This is a genomic window from Ochrobactrum sp. PL_is483, assembly GCF_055816855.1.
On sequence record NZ_JBVPGS010000030.1, the window covers coordinates 42227 to 64998 of the forward strand.

Here is a 22772-nt window from a genome sequence, read left to right on the forward strand (position 1 = left end):
TCGCTCGGCAAAACCTCAACATGGAAATTCAAGTGCCCCGTCTGTCAGGACGGAGCACGTCCCTCGCGATACCATTCAGTAACGCGCGTCTTTCGGCTTCTTCGTGTTCGGCCAGTCCTTCACCTTGCCGGCGAAATCAGGACGCGGCATATGGGTGAAATATTCCGACACGTCGATGGCTTCCTGATCGGTCAGAACACCGCCCTGCCCGATGGGCAGAGTATGGTTCTGAGCAGGCGGCATCGCATATTTGACGAACTGCGCCGCCTTGTAGGTGCGAGCCAGTCCGGCCCCGATATTGAAGCTTTCATCGCCCCAGAGCGGCGGGAAGATATAATCGCCTGCCTGATCCTTCATGCCTTCACCGTCGGCGCCATGACAGGTCGAACATTGGGCCGCATAGATTTTTGCACCGTTGACCGGATCGGGAACGAGGCTTTCGTCAATGGGACCGGCATTGCGAATCGCCACTTTGGTCCCCTTTTCCACATCCTGCCGCAGCCAGTCCATATAGGCGACCATCGCCTTCATATCAGCGCCATCAGGTGGCAAGGGCTTGCCGTTCATCGAACGCTGGAAGCAGCCGTTGATGCGCATCACCAGATCAACTTCCTTGCCCGCGCGAGGCATGACGGCGGGATAGAAGTTGCTGGTGTTGATATAGGATGCAACATTATCCACCTTGCCCTGCCCTATGTGGCAGGAATTGCAATTCAGACCGTTGCCGACATAATCGGGCAAAAGCCGCGCCGTTTCGTTGAGCAGCCGCTTGCCATGCATGATCTCGGGCGCGTTCGGCTGTTTGAGAATGTCGCGATCCGGCGGGATGACATAAGATCCGACCTGCTTCTTGTCCTTGTCCAGAACCGCATAGGCTTGGGGAGCCGGGGCATCCAGCGAGGGCCGCAGGTGATTGAAGAGGAAAGCGCCGCCCGTTACCGCCACGGCAAAACCGGCACCAAGAACGACAATCGTACTGGTTTTCATTGCTTGTTCTCCGGAACGTAATGGACAGGCTTGTGAGCGATTTCACGCCGCATGCGTGCGATATCCTGCTCCGTTATGGGAGTGCCGTGATTGCCCCAGCCGTTGCGAATGAAGTTGAGGATTTCGGCGACCTGCCAATTGGGAAGATTCGCGAAGCCCGGCATGGTGAAAGCCATCTTGTCCGCTGGCGTTTCAGGCGTTCTGCCCCCGGTCAGCGTGACCTGAATAAGCGAGCTTGGGTCATCGGCAAAGACAATCGAATTGCCTGCAAGTGCGGGATAGATGCGCGGCGCACCCTTGCCGTCCATCCGGTGGCAAACCGAACATTGCTCGACATAAGACAGGGCGCCCGGCGCAGTGAAATCTCCAGCCTTGAGGGCGGCAGTCGTCACATCTTCCTTGGGCCGCCATTCGCGCTCACGCCCTTCGCTGGGCGGCAGCGACTTCAGATAGCGGGCAATCGCACGCAGATCATCTTCCGCCAAATATTGGGTCGAGTGCTGCACGACATCGGCCATCGAGCCGAATGCCGCCGTGCGATCGGTCCGCCCGGTCTTGAGGAAGGTGACGATCTCGTCCTCAGCCCAGGTCGAAAGCCCCGTATCCTGATCGCGCAGGTTTTTCGCATACCAGCCTTCCAGAACCGACCCGGACAGGAACTTTCCTTTCGGATCGTTCTTGACCGCTTTTTCCTCATAGGCGAGGCCGCGTGGGGTGTGGCACGCGCCGCAATGACCAAGCCCCTCGACCAGATAAGCGCCGCGGGCGATCACCGGATCGGTATCGGCTGCAATCTCGAACGAACGCGAATTCCCAAAGAAAAGCTGCCAGTAGGCGAGCGGCCAGCGCATATTGGTCGGCCATGGCAAGGTGCTGGGCTGGTTGTCCTGCTTTACCGGCTCCACCTTCGACATGAAGAACGCATAAAGCGCCTTCATGTCCTCATCATTGACGACCGTATAGGAAACAAACGGCATTGCCGGATAAAGATGGACATTGTCCCGGCGCACGCCCTGCCGCACCGCCCGCTCGAAATCGGCATAGCTGTAGCTACCGATGCCGGTCTCACGATCCGGTGTGATGTTTGTGGAATAAATCGTGCCAAGCGGCGTCTGCATGCCGAGCCCGCCCGCAAAAGCCTTGCCGCCCGGCGCGGTGTGACAGGCGGCGCAATCGCCCGCATGAGCAATATATTCGCCCTTTTCGATCAAAGCCTTGTAGGAGACATCGACGGTGCTTTCGTGCCTCGCCGTCAGCCAATGGGGTGTTGAAAGCGCAAAGAGCCAGGCTGCGGCTAGCGCACCCGCGCCGCCGACCGCCGCTTTCCATATCAGTCTCATGTGCCCTCCGACACCAATTCCCTTGTGATGGGGAGAACGTCGAAGATTCGGGATGAAAGAGCATTGACCCCGATCAAAACCTGGCACCTACAATGTTTAGCCATCTATAAAAGCAATAGCTAATACAGCTTTGACGTGCTTGATAGTTCATGCAAATCGCATTAGGGGCAGCCCCTCCCGGGGTGCGGTTCAATCAGATTACGGCTGATCCGCGCTCTAATTGTTTGTTCAACGCGCATCATACCCGGAGGCTGTTTCGCACTTTTCGGGATGCGTTCTTAGCCTGCAAAGATCACCAGCTTTAAGAATAAGTGAGAAAAAGCTAGGTAAATCAAATAAAAAGGCATTGCAGCAACCGCTAACAGAAGGCATGATTGCGCATATGGGGGCAGATATTGCAATCGTCGGAGAGGACGGAATGGATCGCGCCCTTCAAAATGGCAACCAGTCATCGGACGCCACAACCGTAGACGACACGATGACGCTTGAGGCAGTCGAACTGGAGTTCGCGCTCGGAGCCATTGACGTGCTGATCGAAGGTTTCGACTCCGCCCTTGCCAAGGCCGCTGAACGGGTCGGCGGTGAAGTTCTGTTCAACATGCCCGCTCTCGACACCAGCGAGGCACAACGCATCGGTGCAATTGCCATTGCCGGACAGCCGGACGATCAGGTCATATTCGTCACCTTACGCAACGACGGCACGACTTTGTCGGTCGAGCCACCGACGGGCGAAAATGCAGTTTTTGAAAGCCTTGGCCGCAACTACGCTGCGGTCATGAAAAGCCTTTCCCCGAAGGAAAAGGCCAACGGCGTCTGAACTGTCAAACGGGATTATTTCGACGCGGCAGGCTTTGGAACGCCCGCATGAAGATTGTGTGGTGCGACCGGGTTGAGCGTCATGGTCGTCTCAACCTCCTTGAGGCGCACGAATTTCATTCCCTTGGCTTTCAGGGCCAGAACGCCTTTGACCACCCCCTCGCCCGCCGAGCGCGTCGGCTGGTTGATATGCGAGATGATGACATCGCCGTCACGCGCGGCGGCAATGCGGCGCTCGACGGTCGGCGCAAGCAACGATGCTCCCTGATCGCCATTCAGTGAATAGCCGCCGATCTTGTAACCCATGCTTGTCGCCAGCTTGATGGCATCGGTCGAATAACGGGCCGTCGCATCGCGATACCAGGCAGGCTTCGAGATTCCGGCATCGGTGATCGCCGCAGCACCCGCATCGATTTCCAAATGGACCGCCTCAAGCGAACCAGCCGTCTTGATGCCGTACATTTTGGGCTCATTGGTGATGGCCGGAATGTGCATCGCGCCATGGTTTTCAACATCGAACAGATCGGCATTGGCTTTCAGAACCGCCACGGCGGCGGGGTTCTGTTTTATCCATCGACCCGTCACGAAGATGGTCGCCGGAATACGGTTCTGCACCAGCATGTCGAGTATCCGGTGATCGGTCTTGCCCATGCATGCATCGAGCGTCAACGCCACCTGCGGCGATGCAGCGCCGCCGCGTGCTATGCGCAATTGCGGTTCGACGATCCTGATCGTGTCTTGGCTGGCCTTGTTTTCCGCCCGCTCCTGCGGCGAGATATCATAGGCGCTGGCCATGCTGGTCGCGATGAGAATGGCGGCTCCAGCCGCGGCGATACAACGAAACATGATTGCGTTTTCTGAAAATGGCTTAACCACCGGCGAACTACCCCGGCAGCTAAGCCAAATTATGGCGTACTGTCAAACCTTGCGCACAGCCGACTGTGCCGCTGCGAGACGGGCAATCGGCACGCGGAACGGCGAACAGGAAACATAGTCGAGACCGGTCTTCTCACAGAAGGCGATCGACGCCGGATCACCGCCATGCTCGCCGCAAATGCCGAGCTTGAGTTTTTCGCGGGTCTTTCGTCCGCGTTCAGCGGCGATTTCCACCAGTTCACCGACACCTTCGAGATCGAGCGACACGAACGGGTCCTGTTCGATCACGCCTCGCTGCTGATACGAAGTCAGGAAGGACGATGCGTCATCGCGCGAAATGCCGAAGGTCGTCTGCGTCAAATCGTTGGTGCCAAACGAGAAGAACTCGGCGGTTTCGGCAATTTCGGCAGCGCGCAAGGCGGCGCGTGGCAGTTCGATCATCGTGCCGACCATATAGTCGATCTTGATGCCTGCCTCAGCCATGACATCCTTGGCAACAGCATCGATGCGCGCCTTGACGAAATCCAGCTCGGCCTTGAGGCCGACCAGTGGCACCATCACTTCCGGCACCACATGTTCGCCGGTCTTCTTGCCAGCCTCGACGGCAGCTTCAAAGATCGCCCGTGCCTGCATTTCCGCGATTTCTGGATAGGATACAGCCAGACGGCAACCGCGATGGCCCAGCATCGGGTTGAACTCATGCAGGCTATCTGCGCGTTCACGCAGCTTTGCCGCATCGACACCCATCGACCGGGCAACTTCTCCAACTTCCTCATCCGTATGCGGCAGGAACTCATGCAATGGCGGATCAAGCAGGCGGATCGTGACGGGAAGTCCCTTCATGATCTCGAAAAGCTCGACAAAATCCGAACGCTGCATGGGCAAAAGCTTTGCCAGCGCCGCGCGTCGGCCTTCTTCATTGTCAGAAAGGATCATCTCGCGCATGGCGACGATGCGGCTTCCGTCGAAGAACATATGTTCGGTACGGCAAAGGCCGATGCCTTCCGCACCGAACGAACGTGCCGTGCGGGCATCGGCAGGCGTTTCAGCATTGGCGCGAACCTTCATCCGGCGGGTACGGTCGGCCCATTCCATCAGCTTGCCGAAATCACCGGAAAGCTCCGGCTGCAACATGGCAACCGCGCCTTTGAGAACCTGCCCGGTGCCGCCATCAACGGTGACGACATCGCCCTTCTTGAAGGTTTGGCCAGCCGCAAGCATGACACCGTTGCGATAATCGACGCGAAGCGATCCCGCGCCGGAAACACAGGGCTTGCCCATGCCGCGGGCAACGACCGCCGCGTGACTGGTCATGCCGCCGCGTGTCGTCAGAATGCCTTCCGCCGCATGCATGCCGTGAATATCTTCCGGGCTGGTTTCAATGCGAACGAGGATGACCTTCCGGCCTTCCGATTTTGCCTGTTCGGCATCTTCGGAAGAGAAGACAATTTCGCCCGTTGCAGCGCCCGGCGATGCGGGCAGCCCCTGACCGATCACCTGACGCTCGGCGCGTGGGTCGATGGTCGGGTGCAGCAGCTGATCCAGCGCTGCGGGATCGACGCGCAGAACCGCTTCTTCCTGCGTGATCAGGCCCTCGCCCGCCATTTCAACGGCCATCTTCAGCGCTGCCTTTGCGGTGCGCTTGCCCGAACGGGTCTGGAGCATCCACAGCTTGCCGCGCTCAATGGTGAATTCGAGATCCTGCATATCGCGATAATGCTGTTCCAGCCGGTCGGCAACCTTGAGGAATTCAGCAAAGGCTTCCGGCATTACCTTTTCAAGCGACGGCTTGTCGGAACCGGCTGCGATACGCGCTTCCTCGGTGATGTTCTGCGGCGTGCGGATACCGGCGACGACGTCTTCACCCTGCGCATTGACGAGGAATTCGCCGTAAAGTTTCTTCTCGCCGGTCGACGGATTACGTGTGAAGGCAACGCCGGTCGCTGACGTCTCGCCCATATTGCCGAACACCATGGCCTGCACATTGACCGCCGTGCCCCATGCAGCCGGAATATTGTGCAGGCGACGATAGGTGATGGCGCGCGCGTTCATCCAGCTTGAGAAGACAGCACCGATCGCGCCCCAAAGCTGTTCGCGCGGATCTTGCGGGAAAGGCTGGCCAAGTTCTTCCTCGACCCTAGCCTTGTAGGAGCCGATGACATCCTTCCAGTCTTCCGCCGTCAGCGCCGTATCGACCTCGACGCCGAGATCGGCCTTCTTGTCTTCGAGAATTTCTTCGAAGAAACCATGGTCGACACCCAGCACGACATCGGAATACATCTGGATGAAGCGGCGATAGCTGTCATAGGCAAAGCGCTCATCCCCCGCCTCGCGGGCAATGGCCTGCACGGTCTCATCGTTGAGACCGAGATTGAGCACCGTATCCATCATTCCCGGCATGGAAGCCCGGGCGCCGGAGCGCACCGACACCAGAAGCGGCTTTTCGGCATCGCCGAAATTGCGCCCCGTCACTTTCGCGATATGGCTTAAAGCCGCCCGAACCTGATCATTCAGTTCGGTCGGATAGGAACGCTCATGATCGTAATAATAGGTGCAGACTTCGGTCGTGATGGTAAAGCCCGGAGGCACTGGAAGACCAAGGCTGCTCATTTCAGCCAGGTTCGCTCCCTTGCCGCCGAGAAGATTACGGTCGCTTGCCGCGCCTTCTGCCTTGCCGTCGCCGAACGTGTACACCCACTTCGCCATCATGGCCTCCCTTGATGCAGGATGGCTCTTGAAAGACTCGCAACAGTTGCAAGCACTCCCTGAACCTGCCCTCGTTGCTTATGCGATCAGCAACACTGCTGCCAACCAAAAAAGAGAGGCCGCGACAATAGAATCGATTAGAGGTGGGCCAACGACCCCGCTACTGATTGACTCTGTGTACCAGATACAGCAAATTAAGAACAAATGATGAACATGGAGTTTGACAATGCGGATCACAGGTAAGCTCGACTATCTGGAAATGCCAGCGGGAAACGGTTCGCTCGATGCGACGAAGAACTTCTATGCGCGCGCCTTCGGTTGGTCTTTCATTGATTATGGCCCAACCTACTCCGCCTTTTCGGAGGGACTGGACGGCGGTTTTGACGCCGACCAACAGGCAATGGCAAAGCCTCTGCCTGTACTCTATGCTACGCGGCTGGAAGACGCATTAGCGGCAGTTACTGACGCGGGCGGAATCATTGTGAAACCCATCTTTTCCTTTCCCGGCGGCAGGCGTTTTCATTTCACAGATCCGGCCGGAAATGAATTGGCAATCTGGAGCGATCAATGAAGATTCGCAGCACGTCGAATCAGAAACGGTCTTAGATTTAGCACCTGATAGCGATCTGAACGGAAGAACTGCTAGGCCACCTAAAGCTCGCTCAATTACAAGCTGCTATCTTCTTCGACCCGGAGCAAATCGAACAGAATAGACCTTAACAGCGGCCATGGTTCGCCATCTTCAACTCCGAGAGGATCTCGCATCTCGAGAACACAATGAAGCTTTGCAACAATCCCTACGATTGTCTTAGCCGGAGCATTAAAGAGAGCCTCAGCAAGGTCAAACTCTATATCTAGAATTTGTAGATGATCCCTGTAGGCATTCCGGTAGTCCAATTCATCGTTAACCTCGCGCCGTTTGTTGTTTGCTTTTTGCAGCTCTGTTATTGCGTATTCTTGTACGCCAGCCGCCTCCGAGCCAGCACGATGACCTCTGATTTGGTCGAAGGAATGAAAAATGCGAGATGATACACGTTCTTGCTCGGCTTGAGGCAAAGAGCTAATTTTCTTCAGAAGTTTGGTCTCTAATCCTTGCTGAAGACGGCACAGTTCATTGCTTCTCGCGTGTGTTACGCTCCACCGTCGCCAATATGAGACGACAGGATCAACGCCACTTCTGTCGCAGAGGTCGGCGTTTGACGCAGTTAACCTCTCGGCGGCATCACGTAAAACAGCCCCCCTAACTGGTTCGATAGATTTAAGCAGGTTTTCTGGGGTAAACTGAGGCATAGTTGTGCTATTCTCAGAATCAGCCATGATCCGAGTCCTATACACTTGGGTTATGGTCAGGCTGAGTGGCGTGGGCAAAACGTCATTCAGCCGATGTCAGCGCACAATAAACGGGGATGTTTAGGATGTCAATAAACGGGGATGTTTATTTAACTGACCGATTTGAGAAATCTAACAAGGAGTGAACTTCCGCCATCATGGGACGTCCACCATTAAATTTGCACGAGACAAAAATTCGAATCTCTCTGGAAACTAAGAAGCGCATTACGGACTTGGTCGGCAATTATAAAATTTCGGCGTTTATCCGAGAAGCAATAGAAAACGAACTTGTGAGAAGAGAAGAAGAGATAAAAAAAGAAAAATAATATAGAAAACAATTTTATTGAAAGGTTCGGCTGTTTCTAGTCCTATATCGTGCATGGCAAACGCTTGTCTCCTTTAAATTGACAACGAAATTGATTTTTTTATGCTGTACATTTCGGTAATTTTAACCCGCAGCTTATCGGATTCAATTTTTTGAGCAGCTCGTAACAGGCTCCATGCGTTGTTAACGTATTGACGCTGTTCTTCGGTACAATACGCCATTAGCTTTACGACCTTTTGTTCCCTTGAAACCTTGTCACATGCCCCCACAAATGCTCCATTTCCAAATCGGCGATCAATCGCCGTTGCAAAAGCTTCGAGCTCCGCTTTCACTCCTTGATCCAAAGCGCGGTAAGCTTCATGACGTTGAGCATACTGTTCGTCACCCAATCTTCCTGCATTTACAAGATAATTCCGGGCAGCCTCGCACGGATATGGAATTTCCACGCTCATCCGTTGGCGCCGCTCGATTTCATCTCGCTCCAACGACGCCTTCAACTTTTTCCGATAATCAAGATGCAGACTTATCTGAGTCGCAAGATATCCCGCAGCGTCGAGCACGGCTTCTCTTTCCTGTCTTGCTCGCCTGCCAGCAAAAAGGCCGGCTTGGCCTCGAAGGGTTCCTAAGGTCTCCGGTTTATCCCTCAGCAGTTTGAGCTTTGCTCGACAGCTGTCTTCCTCGACCCACCACGATGAAACCTCCAGCTTCTTAAAGACGCTCTCGGGATCCTTAAAGATCTTCCCTAGGCTCGAGTTTATCATTTCGATATCACGCTGAAGCGCACGGTGGTCTGCCAATTGCGCCGCCACGACTTGGGAAACCGATTTCGTATACTCTGAAACACCGGGCACCAAAGCCTCGCCGGTAATGGCCACTTCTCTTTGGATCTCTGGTAGGGAGCGTGCAAATATTTGAAGACGTAACCCCATTTCCCGCAAACGTTTCGCCTGGTCGGCGATCCAGGAGAGACGGTCATAATAAAGTGTCCGCGCAACCCTAAGCAGATTTAGTCCTCGGTATTGAGCAAACCTCAATGCTTGCATGTAGATGGGACCGTTATCATAATCGAGAGTGGTTTCCTTGGTATTATTGCGCGAAAGCACCGCTTCAAGTGCATTTTTGTTTTTGAATATGTCTTTGCTATAGTATATATTCAGATCGCTCCTGTGGCGCGTCATCGCAACGTAAGTCAAATTCCGATCCATTGTTGAAGAAACAAGAACATTAACACTATCAGCAGTTACACCCTGCGATTTATGTATTGTCGTTGCATATCCGTAATCAATTTCATTATAATTTTCACTATTTACATTGACTTCACGATACTTTCCGCCTTCTGCAATCCGAACGACAATTGCGTTTCGAGCGGCAGATACCACCTGGCCAACGGTCCCGTTTTTAACGCCCAATGAGCTGTCGTTTCGCAAGAAAATCAGCTGTTCGCCTTTTCCCATTTTTCTGGGACCGTTAATGGACTCGAATGAAAATTCCCGTCCGATTAGTTCTCTGTCTATGAGTTTCTGCCGAGCAAGCAGGTTGAGCTGCTGCACGTCACGTCGCAAATGCGCAAGGATAAGCGAATTTACACCTTTCGACTTGGCTTCGTCCCAATTTGCAATCAGCCGTGCAAGTGCCTCGTCTTTGTTTCTGCAGGAATGGATTTTCCCGTGGACATCGTATTCGTCCAACGCCAACTTGGTTTTATTGGTCGCCAGGCAAGCCGACGCTTTACGCATCCAGGCCTCTCGCTGACGGAAAATTGTCTCAAGCTCTACGTAGCCTACCTTGTCCGCGATTGCTCTGAACGCAGCACCCGCTTCAATAGGCTGTAGCTGCGCTGCATCACCAACCAGCACAATTTTGGCACCGGCGTCTTTAACAACTTGCAGGAAAGCAGCCATCTGCCTTGACGCAACCAAACCCGCTTCGTCAACAATGAACACCGTTCGAGAATCAATCCGGTCTTTTCCGACATCCCAACGGTGTTGCCACGATGCCAGCGTGCGACTTTGTATATGCGCACCGTTTTGCAACCCTTCGGCTGCTTTTCCAGCCAGAGCGCCCCCAAGCACAGTATAGCCTGCGTCCCTCCATATCGCAGCGGCTACTTTCAGCATGGAAGTTTTTCCTGTCCCAGCCCTTCCCACGACAACAGCTATGCTCTGCCCGTCGACCAGATAACGGATCGCTGTTCGTTGCTCCTTGTTGAGCCAGCTGTGACGATCACAGATCTCATCCATTCGGCTAGCCTGAACTGGATGGCTTTTAAGCTTCGAAAGACGGATCGAAGTCATAGCCATTCGGGCTTCCATCCTGATCAATCTTTTCGTGGTGAACTTTTCCAGAACCTGATTTTTTTTGTTGAGTTGAAACGGCGCCCCATCGATTCTTAGCACTTCTGGACTTTTTAGAATCTTCACAGAAAGATGCGAACAAAGGGCATTATCGTTCGAATATCTGCGAATAATGTTCTCCAAATCTTTTCTTTCGAAAACACTCCTTTCCGAACTTACGATATCAAGGACGATACTTGGCCGCCTGATGATTCGCTGCAGATTTTCGTCTTTGCGGTATTGGTTTAACTCAGCACGACGGACATGGTCGGTTTTACTCGCGTCTTTGGCTTTTCGAACAATACCTGACGCTGCAGGGCCGACATGGACCATACTCACGATGTCAAGGTTTTGTTCTGAGTAGGACCGTCCGTCGATATGCAGGTCAAAGCCAGCGAGAGCAAGATGCCGATTCAGGCACTCAAACCATCCATTACGGAACCGTAAAAAATCAGTTCTATTTCCACCCCATTGCGTCCGCACCAGCTGTCCGTTAGCGCGTCGTTTTGGAGACCCGGTTTCATCGCAAATTACTATCGTTTTGGCACCGAAACCTTCGTTCGTGAGAGGCCGAAGACTCATCATCAAGTGTATATGAGGATTGCCAGGCTCGTCATGATAAACCCAGTCGGCCACCATGCCTCTAGACAAAACATGCGTTTCGATAAATTCTCGCACGAGTGCAATGTTCTGACTTGGAAGCAACTGGTTAGGTAAAGCGATTATGGCCTCGCGCGCCAGTTGCGCATGCACCTGCCTCTCTGAAGCCTCGACGAAGTTCCAGAAGCTCTCCGAAGCTTGCCCAACCGAGCCCTGAGCTATTGCACGGACCCATTCAGGAGAAGCTGCCGGCAACATAAGCTCCTCGTGGATGAGGCCTTCCTTCTTTGAAAAATCAACCGTTGTTCCTTCACGTTCGAAATACATAATTGTCCGGTGGCGATAGGCTGCAGCAATCAGCGCACTTTGTCCCTTACCACGACTAATAAAACTGACTCGCAAATAGGCAATCGCCAACGTTACTGACTCGCGCTTTGAACCAGGATAAGTCACCTGACGAAAAGCATCTTTGTAACAGGCTTATCAAACGGTGATCACGTGCAAATTTGCACCACATTCGACATCAAATATTTACATTGATGCATGAAAATAGTCGCTTTGGTAGTATATTTACAAATTATTAGTGAAATATATAGTTATAAATCGCGCAAAAATATGTTAAAATCTTATTTATATCAATTATAACAACTATATTCTCTGAGTAGTCATAATTTTATGCACCTCTTCAACGGCCACGCGGTCCACCGCTTCTGTCTGCAGAGTGGTGTGATGAAGATCGTATTGTTCCTGCAAGAGATGTTCCACCGCGCGACGTACGGTTTCGCCGTCTGCGCCGCGCGTCAATACGATATGCGCGGTCAGGGATTTCTGGTTCTTGGTCAGCGACCAGATATGCAGGTCGTGGAGCGTCGCCACGCCGGGCACAGCCAGAACGGCTTTCTGCAGATCATCTAGGTCCAGTCCGGCCGGAACCCCTTCCAGCAGAATATTGATGCATTCCTTGAGCAAAACCCATGTGCGTGGAAATACCATGAAGCCGATGCCGATCGCGATCAGTGAATCCACCAACTCCCATCCAGTCAGATAAATGATCACGGCCCCGACAATCACGCCGACTGAACCCAGCATATCCGCCCAGACTTCAAGATAAGCGCCTTTGACGTTCAGGCTTTCATCCTTATGCCCCGTCAAGACACGCATCGAAATCAGGTTGACGATAAGGCCGATCACGGCAACGATCATCATACCGACGGACTGTACTTCTGCGGGACGCCAGAGACGCTCATAGGCTTCATAAAGAATAAAGAAAGCCACACCCAACAACAGCAGCGCATTGACTGACGCCGCAAGAATTTCAAAGCGGGCATAGCCATAGGTGCGAAGAATATCAGCTGGCCGCCGGCCCAGATAAATGGCGATCAAGGCAAGAAGAAGCGCAAAGCTGTCAGTCGCCATATGCATGGCATCGGATAATAGCGCGAGGCTGCCGGTGATGAAACTGCCGACGATCTCGGCGATCATGTAAAAGCTGGTCAGGGCGAAGGCGATCCAAAGCCTGGGAAGCGGCGTGTTGCTGACGTCTCCATGATCGTGATCGCCGCTCATGCCGCCCTCCATACAGGTTATGTATCAGCCTGCTTCACGCAGGCGTTCCGCTGTCTGCAAATCTACCGACACAAGCTGGCTTACGCCCTGCTCGCCCATGGTGACACCGAACAGACGGTTCATGCGCGCCATGGTGATTGGGTTATGGGTGATGACCACAAAGCGTGTTTCGGTCGAAGCCGCCATTTCATCCATCAGATTGCAGTAGCGCTCGACATTATGGTCATCAAGCGGCGCATCCACTTCGTCCAGCACACAGATCGGCGCCGGATTGGTGAGGAACACCGCGAAAATGAGCGCCATAGCCGTCAGAGCCTGTTCGCCACCGGAAAGCAGCGTCATGGTCTGCGGCTTCTTGCCCGGCGGACGAGCGAGAATTTCCAGCCCGGCTTCCAGCGGATCGTCACTTTCGATCAGTTGCAGTTCCGCCGTGCCGCCACCGAAGAGATGTGTGAACAGGCGCTGGAACTGCACATTCACTACGTCGAATGCAGCCAGCAGACGCTCGCGTCCCTCACGATTGAGGCTCTGGATTGCCTGACGCAATTTCTTGATCGCCTCGATCACGTCTTCCCGCTCGGAGACGATGGTATCGAGACGCCCGGACAGTTCCTGCTGCTCCTCCTCGGCGCGCAGGTTGACTGCGCCGAGCCGCTCGCGTTCGATCTTCAACCGCTCCAGCTGGCGCTCCAGCTGATCTGGGTCCGGCAGGGCTTCATCCGGCTTCAAACCTGTCTGGCGTATAGCCTCATGCGGCGGGCAGTTCAAAGCTTCGGCGATACGGGCTTCCGCATCCTTGCGCCGCTCTTCCGCCGCCGCAAGACGTTCTTCGGCGCGCGCCCGCTGTTCGCGGCTTGCCGCCAGTTGCTGGATGGCAAGGGTCGCCGACTTGTCGAGTTCAGCCTGCGCGGCCTCGGCCTCGGCCAGAACGTCAGCCGCCTGCTTGCGAAGGGCATCAGCTTGCGACAGCTCATTCAGCAGCGCACGGCGGCGGCTTTCGATCTCGTCTGGCGCCTCAGCCAGCGCCTCGGCCTCATCCGCTGTTTCCGCGCGACGATCATTGAGCGCGGCTATATGGCGGTCGGCATTTTCCGCGCGGGATTTCCAGTTGCGGCGCTCCAGCGCAATCATTTCCAGTCGCCGCTTGCGCGCGTCGGTTTCGCGACGCAGTCCCTCATAGGCGGCGCGCGCTTCTGCCAAAGCAGTGCGATCCGACATGACTTCGCTGTTCAATGCTGCAAGGCGAGCGCCAATCGCCTCGATATCCGGCATTTCGCCAAGCCGGTCTTCCGCTTCCGTTACGCGAATCTGGGCTTCTTCGAGATTTTCCTCCAGATGCGCCTTGCTGTCTTCAAGACCAGCACGGCGCGTGGCAAGCTGACCTGCCGCGCGTTCGGCAGCGGCCAAAGCTTCGCGCGCTTCATCGAGCTTGCGCTGGTTTGCGCGCCATTGATCGCGGGCGACACGCTCCTGCTCGATGGCCTCGCGAACGCCAGCCTCGGTGCGCTGCACATCCTGTTCGGCCTGCTCTGAACGCTTGCGGGCGGCAACGGCTTCCTGTTCAAGCTCCGCCAGCCGGTTTTTTTGGGCCAGCCGCTGGGCCGCTGGCGTCGGTGCATCGGCGCTCGCCGTGTAACCGTCCCAGCGCCAGAGTGCACCAGCCTTGCTCACCAGCCGCTGGCCCGGCTGCAACAAGGCTTGCAGGCGCTTGCCGTCGCCGTCCGAAACGACGCCGACCTGCGCCAGCCTGCGACGCAATTGCTGCGGCCCTTCCACCAGCCGATCCAGCGGCGTCACGCCTTCCGGCAGGGCTGCATCGGCGTTGGCGGCAGGGTTGTAAGCCCAATAGACGGGCGCGCGCTCATCACTGGCTGCATCGAGGTCTTCGCCAAGCGCTGCGCCAAGCGCCACTTCATAACCCTTCTCGACGCGCAATTCTTCCACCACTGGCGGGAATTGCCCCGTTTCACCGGCATTCAGAATGCGGGCCAGCGTTTGCGCTTCCGTTTCGATACGGTTCAGTTCGGTGCGCGCTTCGCTCAAAGGCAGGCGGCTGGCGGTTTCCGCCTCGCGCGCGCTTGCAACAAGCTCTTCCGCGCTGGCAACCATTTCCTCGGCTGAGGCCAAGGCTTCCGCACAACGGTCCACCACGATGCGTTTTTCCGCTGGATCGAACAGCCTGCCGATCTGCTCCGCGACAGCGGCAATATCACGCTCGATTGCTTCCATCTGGACAGCCAAGCGGTCGCGGCGGTCACGGGCTTCCTTCAAAGCCCGCTCGATCTGCGCACGCTCAGCAGCAGCTTCCGCACGTTCAGCCGTTACGCGGGACAGTGCATTCTCGCTGTCCTGCAAGCGCATTTCCGCTTCCTGGAACAGCGCATGCAATTCCTGATCGCGTTCGCCGGATTCTTCGGCAGAAGCGATCAGCTCCTGCTCCTCCTCATCGAGCCGCGCCAGAATATCGGCATTCTCGCGCATCATTTCTTCTTCGCGCGCTATGTCGGCGGAAAGCTGTTCAAGCCGCTTCATCAGCTCAGCCCTGCGGGCGCGAAGACGTTCGCCTTCCTCGTCAAGCTGGGTCCGGGCAATGGAGAGGCGCTGCAATGCGGCAGCAGCTTTCGCTTCGGCCTCGCGCAGTTCGGGCAGCTTGTGCGCGCCGACTGCTTGCGCTTTTGCAGCGTTCATCTGCGCCTGCGCCATGTCGCCCACAGCGGAGGTTGCCTGTGCCAATGCGCTTTGCGCCTCGCCTTCCTGCGCCTTTGCCTGCGACCAGCGCAAGTGCAGCAGTGCGGCTTCCGCCCGGCGGATATCTGCGGAAAGCGCCTTGAAGCGGTTCGCCTGACGTGCCTGGCGTTTCAGGCTTTCGATCTGGCTGCCCAATTCACCAACCACATCGTCCAGACGCTCCAGATTGGTCTCGGCGGCACGCAGCCGCAACTCGGCTTCATGGCGGCGCGTATGCAGGCCGGAAATGCCAGCCGCTTCTTCGAGAAGCGCGCGACGGGCCTGCGGCTTTGCCTGAATAAGCTCGCCGATACGCCCCTGCCCGACCATGGAGGGCGAACGTGCGCCTGTCGACTGATCCGCGAAGAGAAGCTGCACATCCTTGGCGCGCGCTTCCTTGCCGTTGATGCGGTAGACCGAACCGGATTCGCGTTCGATGCGGCGTGAAACCTGCAACTCGTCTGCATCATTATAGCTGGCTGGCGCGCTACGATCCGAATTGTCGAGAAAAAGCGTGACTTCCGCCGTATTGCGCGCAGGCCGCGTGGCAGAGCCCGAGAAAATCACATCGTCCATGCCGGAGGCACGCATGTTCTTGTATGAGTTTTCACCCATCACCCAGCGCAGCGCTTCGACCAGATTGGATTTACCGCAACCGTTCGGACCGACGACGCCAGTCAGCCCGCCTTCGATGACGAATTCCATCGGCTCGACGAAGGATTTGAAACCGACAAGGCGCAGCTTGGAGAAGCGCATCAGCAAGCTCCTCCCGCTATTATCCCAGAAACGCAAAAAGCGGGCGCAGAGGAGCGCCCGCTTTTCGATCTGAAAAACGGATCAGAGAAGCTTGTCGATGATTGCCGACATTTCGTCAACCGAAAGCGCTCCAGCGTATTTTTGTCCGTTAATGAAGAAAGTCGGCGTTGCATTCACACCGAAATCCGTCGATCCACGCTCCATCGTTGCTCTCACATCATCGAGAAGTTGCTGGTTCGTCAAGCAAGCCTCGAAGGACTCCTGTGTAAAACCGGCAAGTTTCGCAATTTGCAGGAGAGCGGCTTTGGCGTCGTCGGCGGTCGCCCACTGCTGCTGCTGCTTGAAGAAAACGTCGACCATGGGGAAGTAACGGTCTTCCGGTGCGCAGCGCGCCAGCATGAAGGCGGCCGTCGCGCGCGGGTCGAATGGAAACTCACGGAAGATGAGCCGCGCCTTGCCCGTATCGATATATTTTTCCTTGATTTTCGGGAAAGTGTTGATCGTGAAATCCGCGCAATGCGGGCAGGTCAGCGAAGCATATTCAACGATGGTGACCGGCGCGTCGGCCTTGCCGTAGACCATGTCCTTCAGCTTGCCTGCTTCGGCAATCTTGGCAGCATCGACAGTGCCTTCCGGGCTACGCTGCTGCGCGTTCGCGCCACCGGCAAAAGCCAGCCCGGCAGCCGCCGCCCCGGCAAGAGAAATAACGTGTCTGCGATTAAACGCTGCAGGCATCCGAATCATCCAGTCCTGTTTCAATAGTTGACTTCGACACACAATCTAAAGCGGCAGATCGCACTTCGCTAGACCCGCAGCGTTCACATGAAAGTCAGCGCCTTGCATTTTTTGTCTTCATATTTGCGACAATTAACTAGGGTGCCGCTTATAAACTGCTGAAAGCTTGCATCAAATTTATGGCGGCCAGCACAATTCAATTGTCCTTGACGCCCTTTCGGCCAGTGGTCCGCTTCTCTGCGAGAATGTTCTTGCCAAGACGGGCAAGTGCGGCGCGAAGCGCATCGTCTTCAATAGCGTCTGTCGCCTTGTCGATACGGCGCTCATCTGCAGGCCCGAGCGGCGCCAGCCGCTTGACCCGGCGTTTGGCCGGTATAAGAGGCGGCTTCTGCTCGATGCGGATGCGCCCGACCGCCGAGAAACCGAGAAACCCGTTGATACGACTGATGATTTCGCCTGTTTCATGCTGGACTTGCAAGGCTGCGAAGCCTTCGCATGCAATAATCAGCGTTGCGGGGGAAAAAGGATCATCCTCATGCAGGCGACGCGGCCAGATGATGCGCAGCGGGCGCGAGCTTGCGCCAATGGCGGGGCCGACAATATCTTCCCACGACTGAAGCAAGGCGAGATTGATACCGGCACGTTTCTGCAGCATCGGGTCGACCAGACCCGAAGCCATATCCGCAAGCGGCCTGAAACCGCGCCTGGAGGTTTGTTCGCTCATCGCGCTCCATTATAGCCGCGAAACCACTCCACAAACAAAGAAATCCCCTGATCGAGTGTCGTTTTCGGACTAAAGCCAAGGTCGCGGGCGGCGAGCGTAATATCGGCATAGGTGCGCGGCACATCGGCAGCTGGCATGGGTTCCAGCTTGCGGATCGCCTGCTTGCCGGTCGCTTTTTCGATCGCAGATATGAAGTCGTTGAGCATGACTGGCCGGTTGTTGCCGAGATTGTAGACAGGCGCTGTATCTTCCGGCGTCTCGAGCATGCGTCGCACCGCGCCAACCACGCCGCTGACGATATCCTCCACGAAGGTAAAATCCCGCTGCATTTCGCCATTGTTGAATACGCGGATTGGCTCCCCCTTGAGGATCGCGGCCGTGAACAGCCACGGCGCCATGTCCGGTCGTCCATAGGGGCCGTAGACCGTGAAGAAGCGCAGGCCCGTGGAATGGAGTTTGTGTACGTGGCGGTAGGAGTAGGCCAGCAATTCACCCGAGCGCTTTGTCGCGGCATAGATCGAAACCGGATGATCGACAGGATCGGCTTCGGAAAAAGGCACCTTTTCGTTTGCGCCATAGACAGACGACGAACTGGCATAGACCACGGGCGGTCGCTTCTCCAGTCTCAGTGCAGTTTCAAAAACGGTGACCTGTCCCTGAACATTGGCAGAAATATAGGCCGAAGGGTTTTCGATGGAATAACGCACGCCCGCCTGCGCAGCCAGATGCACGATGATATCGGCATCCCGGTCAGTTCCAATTGCGGCATTGAACGCTTCCACATCCGAGATATCCGCCTTTGCGAACCGAAAGCCTTCACGCATATGCAGCCTGGAAAGACGCGTTTCCTTTAGAGCCACAGGATAATAGCCGTTCACATTGTCGATGCCTACGACCTGCCAGCCCTCATCCAGCAGACGTTGCGCGGTATGGAAACCGATGAACCCGGCGGCACCCGTTACGATCGCTTTCATGCAGGTGATTTCTTTCCTAAAACATATGAGGTGAGTCCGGCGCGTCGTGCCGCCATGATACGCCTTGATGCAGCCGCGTTCAGCGCTGCAAGGAAGAACATGGTCGAGGAGATCGTCACCTCGTGCAACAGCGGATTGTGCAACATCCCGTAGCTGCCGCACACGAGGGCGAAGTAGATCAAGGCTCGCCGCATTGCCCAGCTATCGGCGGTTCGCCACAAATAGAGGAAGATGGAGATAAACGCACAGGCCATGAAGATGAGACCGACAACACCGTCGTTCAGCAACTCGTCGAGCACCGTATTATGGACATGGCGGAAGCCGTCAAGCATCGACGCCTTGTCGCCCGCCTCAGCCCTCACATAGTCCATCTTTGAATAGGAACCGACACCCGCAAGAGGATGGGCGGCGATAACATTAGACGCACTCCTCCACATGACCTCGCGAATATCTGCCGAAACCTTGTCTTCCCAGTCAGCCGCGTGCCCAGTATCGTAATATTCGATCATTCCAGAGAAACGTTTGGAAATGATGCTGCCAACCGGCCCCACCACAACGAGAGCCGCTATTGCTGCAAACAGTACCGCATAGGCCGCTCCTTGTTGCCTGATACTGAAGCGCTTCAGGAAGATGAGAATTTCCACGGCTGCGAAAATCGGCAACACCACGATGACCGCCCGGGTTTCGGACGTCAAAACCGCTGCAAAACCCAATACCAGCCACTGCGGACCATTCGGTAAGTAACGCGAAGCCGCCCGCAACGGGATCGCCGCCGAAATCGCCGCAACGCCCGCAACGAATGCAAAGACTGCCTGATTGCCGCCGACGCCTATACGCCCCCCATCCGTCACAGAAAGATAGAGCGCGACTATCACGGCGAGCAGCGTTCCAACACGCGCGCCAAGCACATAAGCTCGCAGAGGGTCCCGGACAAGCACCATTCCCGAACCGGCGAAAGCGAAAATCGCAATCAACAGCGTATAGCCGATCTGTCGGTTATCGCTGAAAGGCTCCCCCCGGAACAGGATCAGGCCCAACGACCAGACAGCATATAAAATTATGAACAAATAGAATTTCCTGGCGAACATGCGCGTGGTCGCATGACGAGCGCATGCCAGATAAATACCGATACATGAAAAGACGAAAAGGATCAGCGGACCTAAGCCAACACGAATGGGCATTGCCGCCGATGCAACTCCGAGAACCCAGGAATCCACCCGGCGCCGCAAGAGAAAAGACTTTTTGAAATAACTCAACCTTCTGCCTCTTTTAGCACCTTCTTATTTAAAGCGTAAGCGATTCGCCGAACATAGTCAGTCGCTCGAAAGACAAGCGTACTAATCCTTTTGTATGCGGGTAAACGTTTCTTGGCGTAAGCTGAGCGTCCCTCAGCGATGGTGGAAATCGCGATATTCGAAAACTCAACGACCGGCTTGTCGGTCGTGAAAATCTGATACGCGCCAGCCCACCCTCTTTCCAATGCGACATCGTAGGGAAGGCGCATGGGACGAAGCGCTTTCAGCAATTTCGAAGCCCCTTCCCGGGTGACAACGTAAGCCGCAGAACTCCCGAGCGGCCCATGCAGGCAACGGCCAATTGAAAACCGGCTATCAACACTCCTGAAAGGCCGGAAAGCAGCGGTTCGGTGATTGACAAGTTTCACGGCATCCCAGCCTGTTGTGTTTGTCAAATGCGTGAGGAATGGCGCAAAAGCGGGAGTAAAAACGATATCATCTTCCACAATCACCGCAAAGGGCTCAGGTGCATCCACTATAGTTTCCAATGCCCGGATATGACTGAAATAACAGCCTATTTCTGCCGGCATTGCAATTTTTCCGTGCCAGCGGCGGAACCCTGCCTCATCGAAATCTACAAGTTCCTCAGGAGGTAGCAGCTTGCCCTCGACCGCTTCAATGCGCCTCAAATCAATGGAAAACCGATCTGCGCTGGACTTCAACCTGTCCCAGCGGTCTCGAGAACGGGCAAGATTGATGACATAGACAGGTACAGAACGGTCCACTTATTCTCTTTCCGCTGAAAGCAATGAGGCATGTCAGGAGACTCATAGACAAACTTCTATGCGCACGGTTCAAATATGCACAGCATTGTTTCTATCAATTGTAAAAATAAGGCATTAATCAGAATGCTGCCCAACTGTTACCCGATACCCTTCTCATGCTGAATTCCGCCACTTCCGATCAAAGCACAAAGCTCCTGCACTGGTATGACCGGCACCATCGTGTTTTGCCATGGCGCGTGAGTCCATCTGAACAGGCATCGGGTGTTAAGCCTGATCCCTATCGCGTCTGGCTCTCCGAAATCATGCTTCAGCAGACAACGGTCGAGGCGGTCAAGTCCTACTTTGTAAGTTTCGTAGCACGCTGGCCCACCGTTCAGGATATGGCACAGGCGAGCGAGGACGATATCCTGCGTGCGTGGGCCGGACTTGGCTACTATTCGCGAGCGCGCAACCTGAAAAAATGCGCCGACGCCGTCGTCATGCAGCATGGCGGCGCGTTTCCAGACAATGCCGCAGCTTTGAAGGAACTGCCGGGCATCGGCGACTATACTTCGGCGGCAATCGCCGCAATCGCGTTTGGCGAAGCGGTTGCAGTCGTGGACGGCAATGTGGAACGTGTGATCTCGCGGCTTTACACAATCGACACGCCACTGCCCGCAGCAAAGCCGGAAATCCGCACGTTCATGGCGCAATTGACCCCAAGCGACAGGCCCGGCGATTTTGCGCAGGCGATGATGGATCTGGGCGCAACCATATGCACGCCAAGGCGTCCAGCTTGCGCGATCTGTCCGCTGAATGACCGCTGCATGGCTCTTGGCTCGCGCGACCCGGAGGAGTTTCCGGTCAAGGCGCCCAAAGCCGAAAAACCCATACGCACCGGAGCAGCATTCATTGCCATCGCAGACGATGGCTCAATCCTTCTGCGCAAGCGAAAAGGGGAAGGCCTGCTCGCCGGGATGACCGAGGTTCCGGGCAGCCATTGGACCGCGCGCATTGACGGAGATGCGACGGTCAGCGCTGCGCCATTCCCGGCGCGATGGACCCCCACCGGTTCGATCACGCATGTCTTCACACATTTCGAACTGCGGCTCTCTGTCTATCGATCGGACAATGTCAGCAAGGCTGCATCCAATGAAGGCTGGTGGTCCGGGCCGGACGAACTTGCCGATGAAGCACTGCCGACTGTCATGAAAAAAGCGATTGCCGCCGCCGTGCCTGAAGCTTTCAAACAGGGGAGAAAATACCGTTGAGCAGTCCCATCAAACACGTAGTCTTCGATATAGGCCGGGTTCTTATTCATTATGACCCTGAACTTGCCTATCTGGACATCATTCCTGACGCCTCGGAACGGCGTTGGTTCCTGGAAAATATTTGCACCAGCGCATGGAATATCGAACAGGATCGGGGCCGGACCTGGCAGGAAGCGGAAGCGCTTCTGATCGATACCTATCCCGAGAAAAGCGATTATATCCGCGCGTTCCGGCAGAACTGGAACCGCATGGTACCGCACGCCTATGAAGACAGCGTCGACGTTCTACGGGGCTTGATCGCCCACGGCAATGACGTCACCATGCTGACGAATTTCGCTTCGGATACTTTCCGTGAAGCGCAAGGCCGGTTTCCATTTCTCACTGAAAGCCGGGGCGTCACCGTATCCGGCGACATCCGCATGCTGAAACCGGACCGGGAAATCTACGATCATCACGTTGCCTCATTCGACCTCGATCCGGCGGCAACCCTTTTCATTGATGACACGATGCACAATGTGGATGGTGCCAGACAGGCTGGCTGGCAGGCGGTGCACTTTACGGATGCGAGCAAGCTTGGCGCTGATTTGAAAGCACTGGGTCTCGCTTTCTGAGCCTGATTTCCCATGGTCTCAAAACAGTGAAGGCGTTCGAAGCCGAAGCTTCGAACGCCTCACCATCAGACTGTGCTGGAGGCCGTCCGATAAAGAA

General features: G+C 55.6%; 17 protein-coding genes. 4 read left to right on the forward strand and 13 right to left on the reverse strand.

What is annotated here, in order from left to right:
- Window positions 1-75: 75 nt before the first annotated feature.
- A complete protein-coding gene (locus AC0TNJ_RS06640) occupies window positions 76-987 on the reverse strand; it encodes a c-type cytochrome (RefSeq protein ID WP_473770639.1) in 912 nt (303 codons plus the stop codon).
- Window positions 984-2327, reverse strand: coding sequence for a c-type cytochrome (locus AC0TNJ_RS06645; RefSeq protein WP_473770640.1), 1344 nt, complete (start codon window positions 2325-2327; stop codon window positions 984-986). Before AC0TNJ_RS06645 ends, AC0TNJ_RS06640 begins: the two co-directional genes overlap by 4 nt.
- Before the next feature lie 418 nt (window positions 2328-2745).
- On the opposite strand from AC0TNJ_RS06645, the gene AC0TNJ_RS06650 reads away from it, so the two are divergent.
- Window positions 2746-3144 (forward strand): hypothetical protein, encoded by a 399-nt coding sequence (locus tag AC0TNJ_RS06650; RefSeq protein WP_122003245.1) that lies wholly within the window; start codon window positions 2746-2748, stop codon window positions 3142-3144.
- Between the two features lie 14 nt (window positions 3145-3158).
- On the opposite strand, the gene AC0TNJ_RS06655 is transcribed toward AC0TNJ_RS06650, so the two are convergent.
- Together AC0TNJ_RS06655 and ppdK are read right to left on the reverse strand one after the other, a co-directional pair.
- The gene (locus AC0TNJ_RS06655) at window positions 3159-3938 is read right to left on the reverse strand and encodes a polysaccharide deacetylase family protein (RefSeq protein WP_473770731.1); all 780 of its coding nucleotides are present in this window, start codon (window positions 3936-3938) and stop codon (window positions 3159-3161) included.
- 123 nt (window positions 3939-4061) lie between these two features.
- On the reverse strand, window positions 4062-6725 hold the full coding sequence (gene ppdK, locus AC0TNJ_RS06660; protein WP_473770641.1) for a pyruvate, phosphate dikinase: 2664 nt from the start codon (window positions 6723-6725) through the stop codon (window positions 4062-4064).
- A 226-nt stretch (window positions 6726-6951) separates the two neighbouring features.
- On the opposite strand from ppdK, the gene AC0TNJ_RS06665 reads away from it, so the two are divergent.
- Entirely contained in the window at window positions 6952-7296 is a 345-nt protein-coding gene (locus AC0TNJ_RS06665; protein ID WP_021586088.1) for a VOC family protein, read from the forward strand.
- Between the two features lie 95 nt (window positions 7297-7391).
- On the opposite strand, the gene AC0TNJ_RS06670 is transcribed toward AC0TNJ_RS06665, so the two are convergent.
- The 9 genes from AC0TNJ_RS06670 to AC0TNJ_RS06710 all read right to left on the reverse strand — a co-directional run bounded on the left by AC0TNJ_RS06670 (window position 7392) and on the right by AC0TNJ_RS06710 (window position 20814).
- Window positions 7392-8042, reverse strand: a complete 651-nt coding sequence (locus AC0TNJ_RS06670; RefSeq protein ID WP_473770642.1) for a hypothetical protein — start codon at window positions 8040-8042, stop codon at window positions 7392-7394.
- 411 nt (window positions 8043-8453) lie between these two features.
- Window positions 8454-11729, reverse strand: a complete 3276-nt coding sequence (traA, locus tag AC0TNJ_RS06675) for a Ti-type conjugative transfer relaxase TraA (RefSeq protein ID WP_473770643.1) — start codon at window positions 11727-11729, stop codon at window positions 8454-8456.
- A 231-nt stretch (window positions 11730-11960) separates the two neighbouring features.
- Window positions 11961-12890 (reverse strand): cation diffusion facilitator family transporter, encoded by a 930-nt coding sequence (locus AC0TNJ_RS06680; protein WP_473770644.1) that lies wholly within the window; start codon window positions 12888-12890, stop codon window positions 11961-11963.
- A gap of 12 nt (window positions 12891-12902) precedes the next feature.
- On the reverse strand, window positions 12903-16361 hold the full coding sequence (gene smc / locus AC0TNJ_RS06685) for a chromosome segregation protein SMC (protein WP_473770645.1): 3459 nt from the start codon (window positions 16359-16361) through the stop codon (window positions 12903-12905).
- Between the two features lie 81 nt (window positions 16362-16442).
- Window positions 16443-17096, reverse strand: coding sequence for a DsbA family protein (locus AC0TNJ_RS06690; RefSeq protein ID WP_122003308.1), 654 nt, complete (start codon window positions 17094-17096; stop codon window positions 16443-16445).
- Window positions 17097-17292: 196 nt separating this feature from the next.
- A complete protein-coding gene (locus tag AC0TNJ_RS06695) occupies window positions 17293-17820 on the reverse strand; it encodes a DUF721 domain-containing protein (protein ID WP_473770646.1) in 528 nt (175 codons plus the stop codon).
- Window positions 17817-18794, reverse strand: coding sequence for an SDR family NAD(P)-dependent oxidoreductase (locus tag AC0TNJ_RS06700; protein ID WP_473770647.1), 978 nt, complete (start codon window positions 18792-18794; stop codon window positions 17817-17819). The genes AC0TNJ_RS06695 and AC0TNJ_RS06700 overlap by 4 nt, the downstream gene beginning before the upstream one ends.
- Entirely contained in the window at window positions 18791-19861 is a 1071-nt protein-coding gene (locus tag AC0TNJ_RS06705; protein ID WP_473770648.1) for an O-antigen ligase family protein, read from the reverse strand. The genes AC0TNJ_RS06700 and AC0TNJ_RS06705 overlap by 4 nt, the downstream gene beginning before the upstream one ends.
- Window positions 19862-20046: 185 nt before the next feature.
- Complete coding sequence (locus AC0TNJ_RS06710; protein WP_473770649.1) at window positions 20047-20814, reverse strand: glycosyltransferase family 25 protein; 768 nt, start codon at window positions 20812-20814, stop codon at window positions 20047-20049.
- A 155-nt stretch (window positions 20815-20969) separates the two neighbouring features.
- On the opposite strand from AC0TNJ_RS06710, the gene mutY reads away from it, so the two are divergent.
- Complete coding sequence (mutY, locus tag AC0TNJ_RS06715; RefSeq protein WP_473770650.1) at window positions 20970-22064, forward strand: A/G-specific adenine glycosylase; 1095 nt, start codon at window positions 20970-20972, stop codon at window positions 22062-22064.
- A complete protein-coding gene (locus AC0TNJ_RS06720) occupies window positions 22061-22675 on the forward strand; it encodes an HAD family hydrolase (protein ID WP_473770651.1) in 615 nt (204 codons plus the stop codon). Before mutY ends, AC0TNJ_RS06720 begins: the two co-directional genes overlap by 4 nt.
- Window positions 22676-22772 lie beyond the last annotated feature (97 nt).

What these genes read in the sequence shown, in the direction of transcription:
- AC0TNJ_RS06655 (WP_473770731.1), bottom strand. Translation starts at nt 3,938, where the DNA reads ATGGCCAGCGCCTATGATATCTCGCCGCAGGAGCGGGCGGAAAACAAG.
- AC0TNJ_RS06665 (WP_021586088.1), top strand. Translation starts at nt 6,952, where the DNA reads ATGCGGATCACAGGTAAGCTCGACTATCTGGAAATGCCAGCGGGAAAC.
- AC0TNJ_RS06695 (WP_473770646.1), bottom strand. Translation starts at nt 17,820, where the DNA reads ATGAGCGAACAAACCTCCAGGCGCGGTTTCAGGCCGCTTGCGGATATG.
- AC0TNJ_RS06650 (WP_122003245.1), top strand. Translation starts at nt 2,746, where the DNA reads ATGGATCGCGCCCTTCAAAATGGCAACCAGTCATCGGACGCCACAACC.
- smc (WP_473770645.1), bottom strand. Translation starts at nt 16,361, where the DNA reads ATGCGCTTCTCCAAGCTGCGCCTTGTCGGTTTCAAATCCTTCGTCGAG.
- AC0TNJ_RS06645 (WP_473770640.1), bottom strand. Translation starts at nt 2,327, where the DNA reads ATGAGACTGATATGGAAAGCGGCGGTCGGCGGCGCGGGTGCGCTAGCC.
- AC0TNJ_RS06690 (WP_122003308.1), bottom strand. Translation starts at nt 17,096, where the DNA reads ATGCCTGCAGCGTTTAATCGCAGACACGTTATTTCTCTTGCCGGGGCG.
- AC0TNJ_RS06700 (WP_473770647.1), bottom strand. Translation starts at nt 18,794, where the DNA reads ATGAAAGCGATCGTAACGGGTGCCGCCGGGTTCATCGGTTTCCATACC.
- AC0TNJ_RS06680 (WP_473770644.1), bottom strand. Translation starts at nt 12,890, where the DNA reads ATGGAGGGCGGCATGAGCGGCGATCACGATCATGGAGACGTCAGCAAC.
- ppdK (WP_473770641.1), bottom strand. Translation starts at nt 6,725, where the DNA reads ATGGCGAAGTGGGTGTACACGTTCGGCGACGGCAAGGCAGAAGGCGCG.
- AC0TNJ_RS06640 (WP_473770639.1), bottom strand. Translation starts at nt 987, where the DNA reads ATGAAAACCAGTACGATTGTCGTTCTTGGTGCCGGTTTTGCCGTGGCG.
- mutY (WP_473770650.1), top strand. Translation starts at nt 20,970, where the DNA reads ATGCTGAATTCCGCCACTTCCGATCAAAGCACAAAGCTCCTGCACTGG.
- AC0TNJ_RS06670 (WP_473770642.1), bottom strand. Translation starts at nt 8,042, where the DNA reads ATGGCTGATTCTGAGAATAGCACAACTATGCCTCAGTTTACCCCAGAA.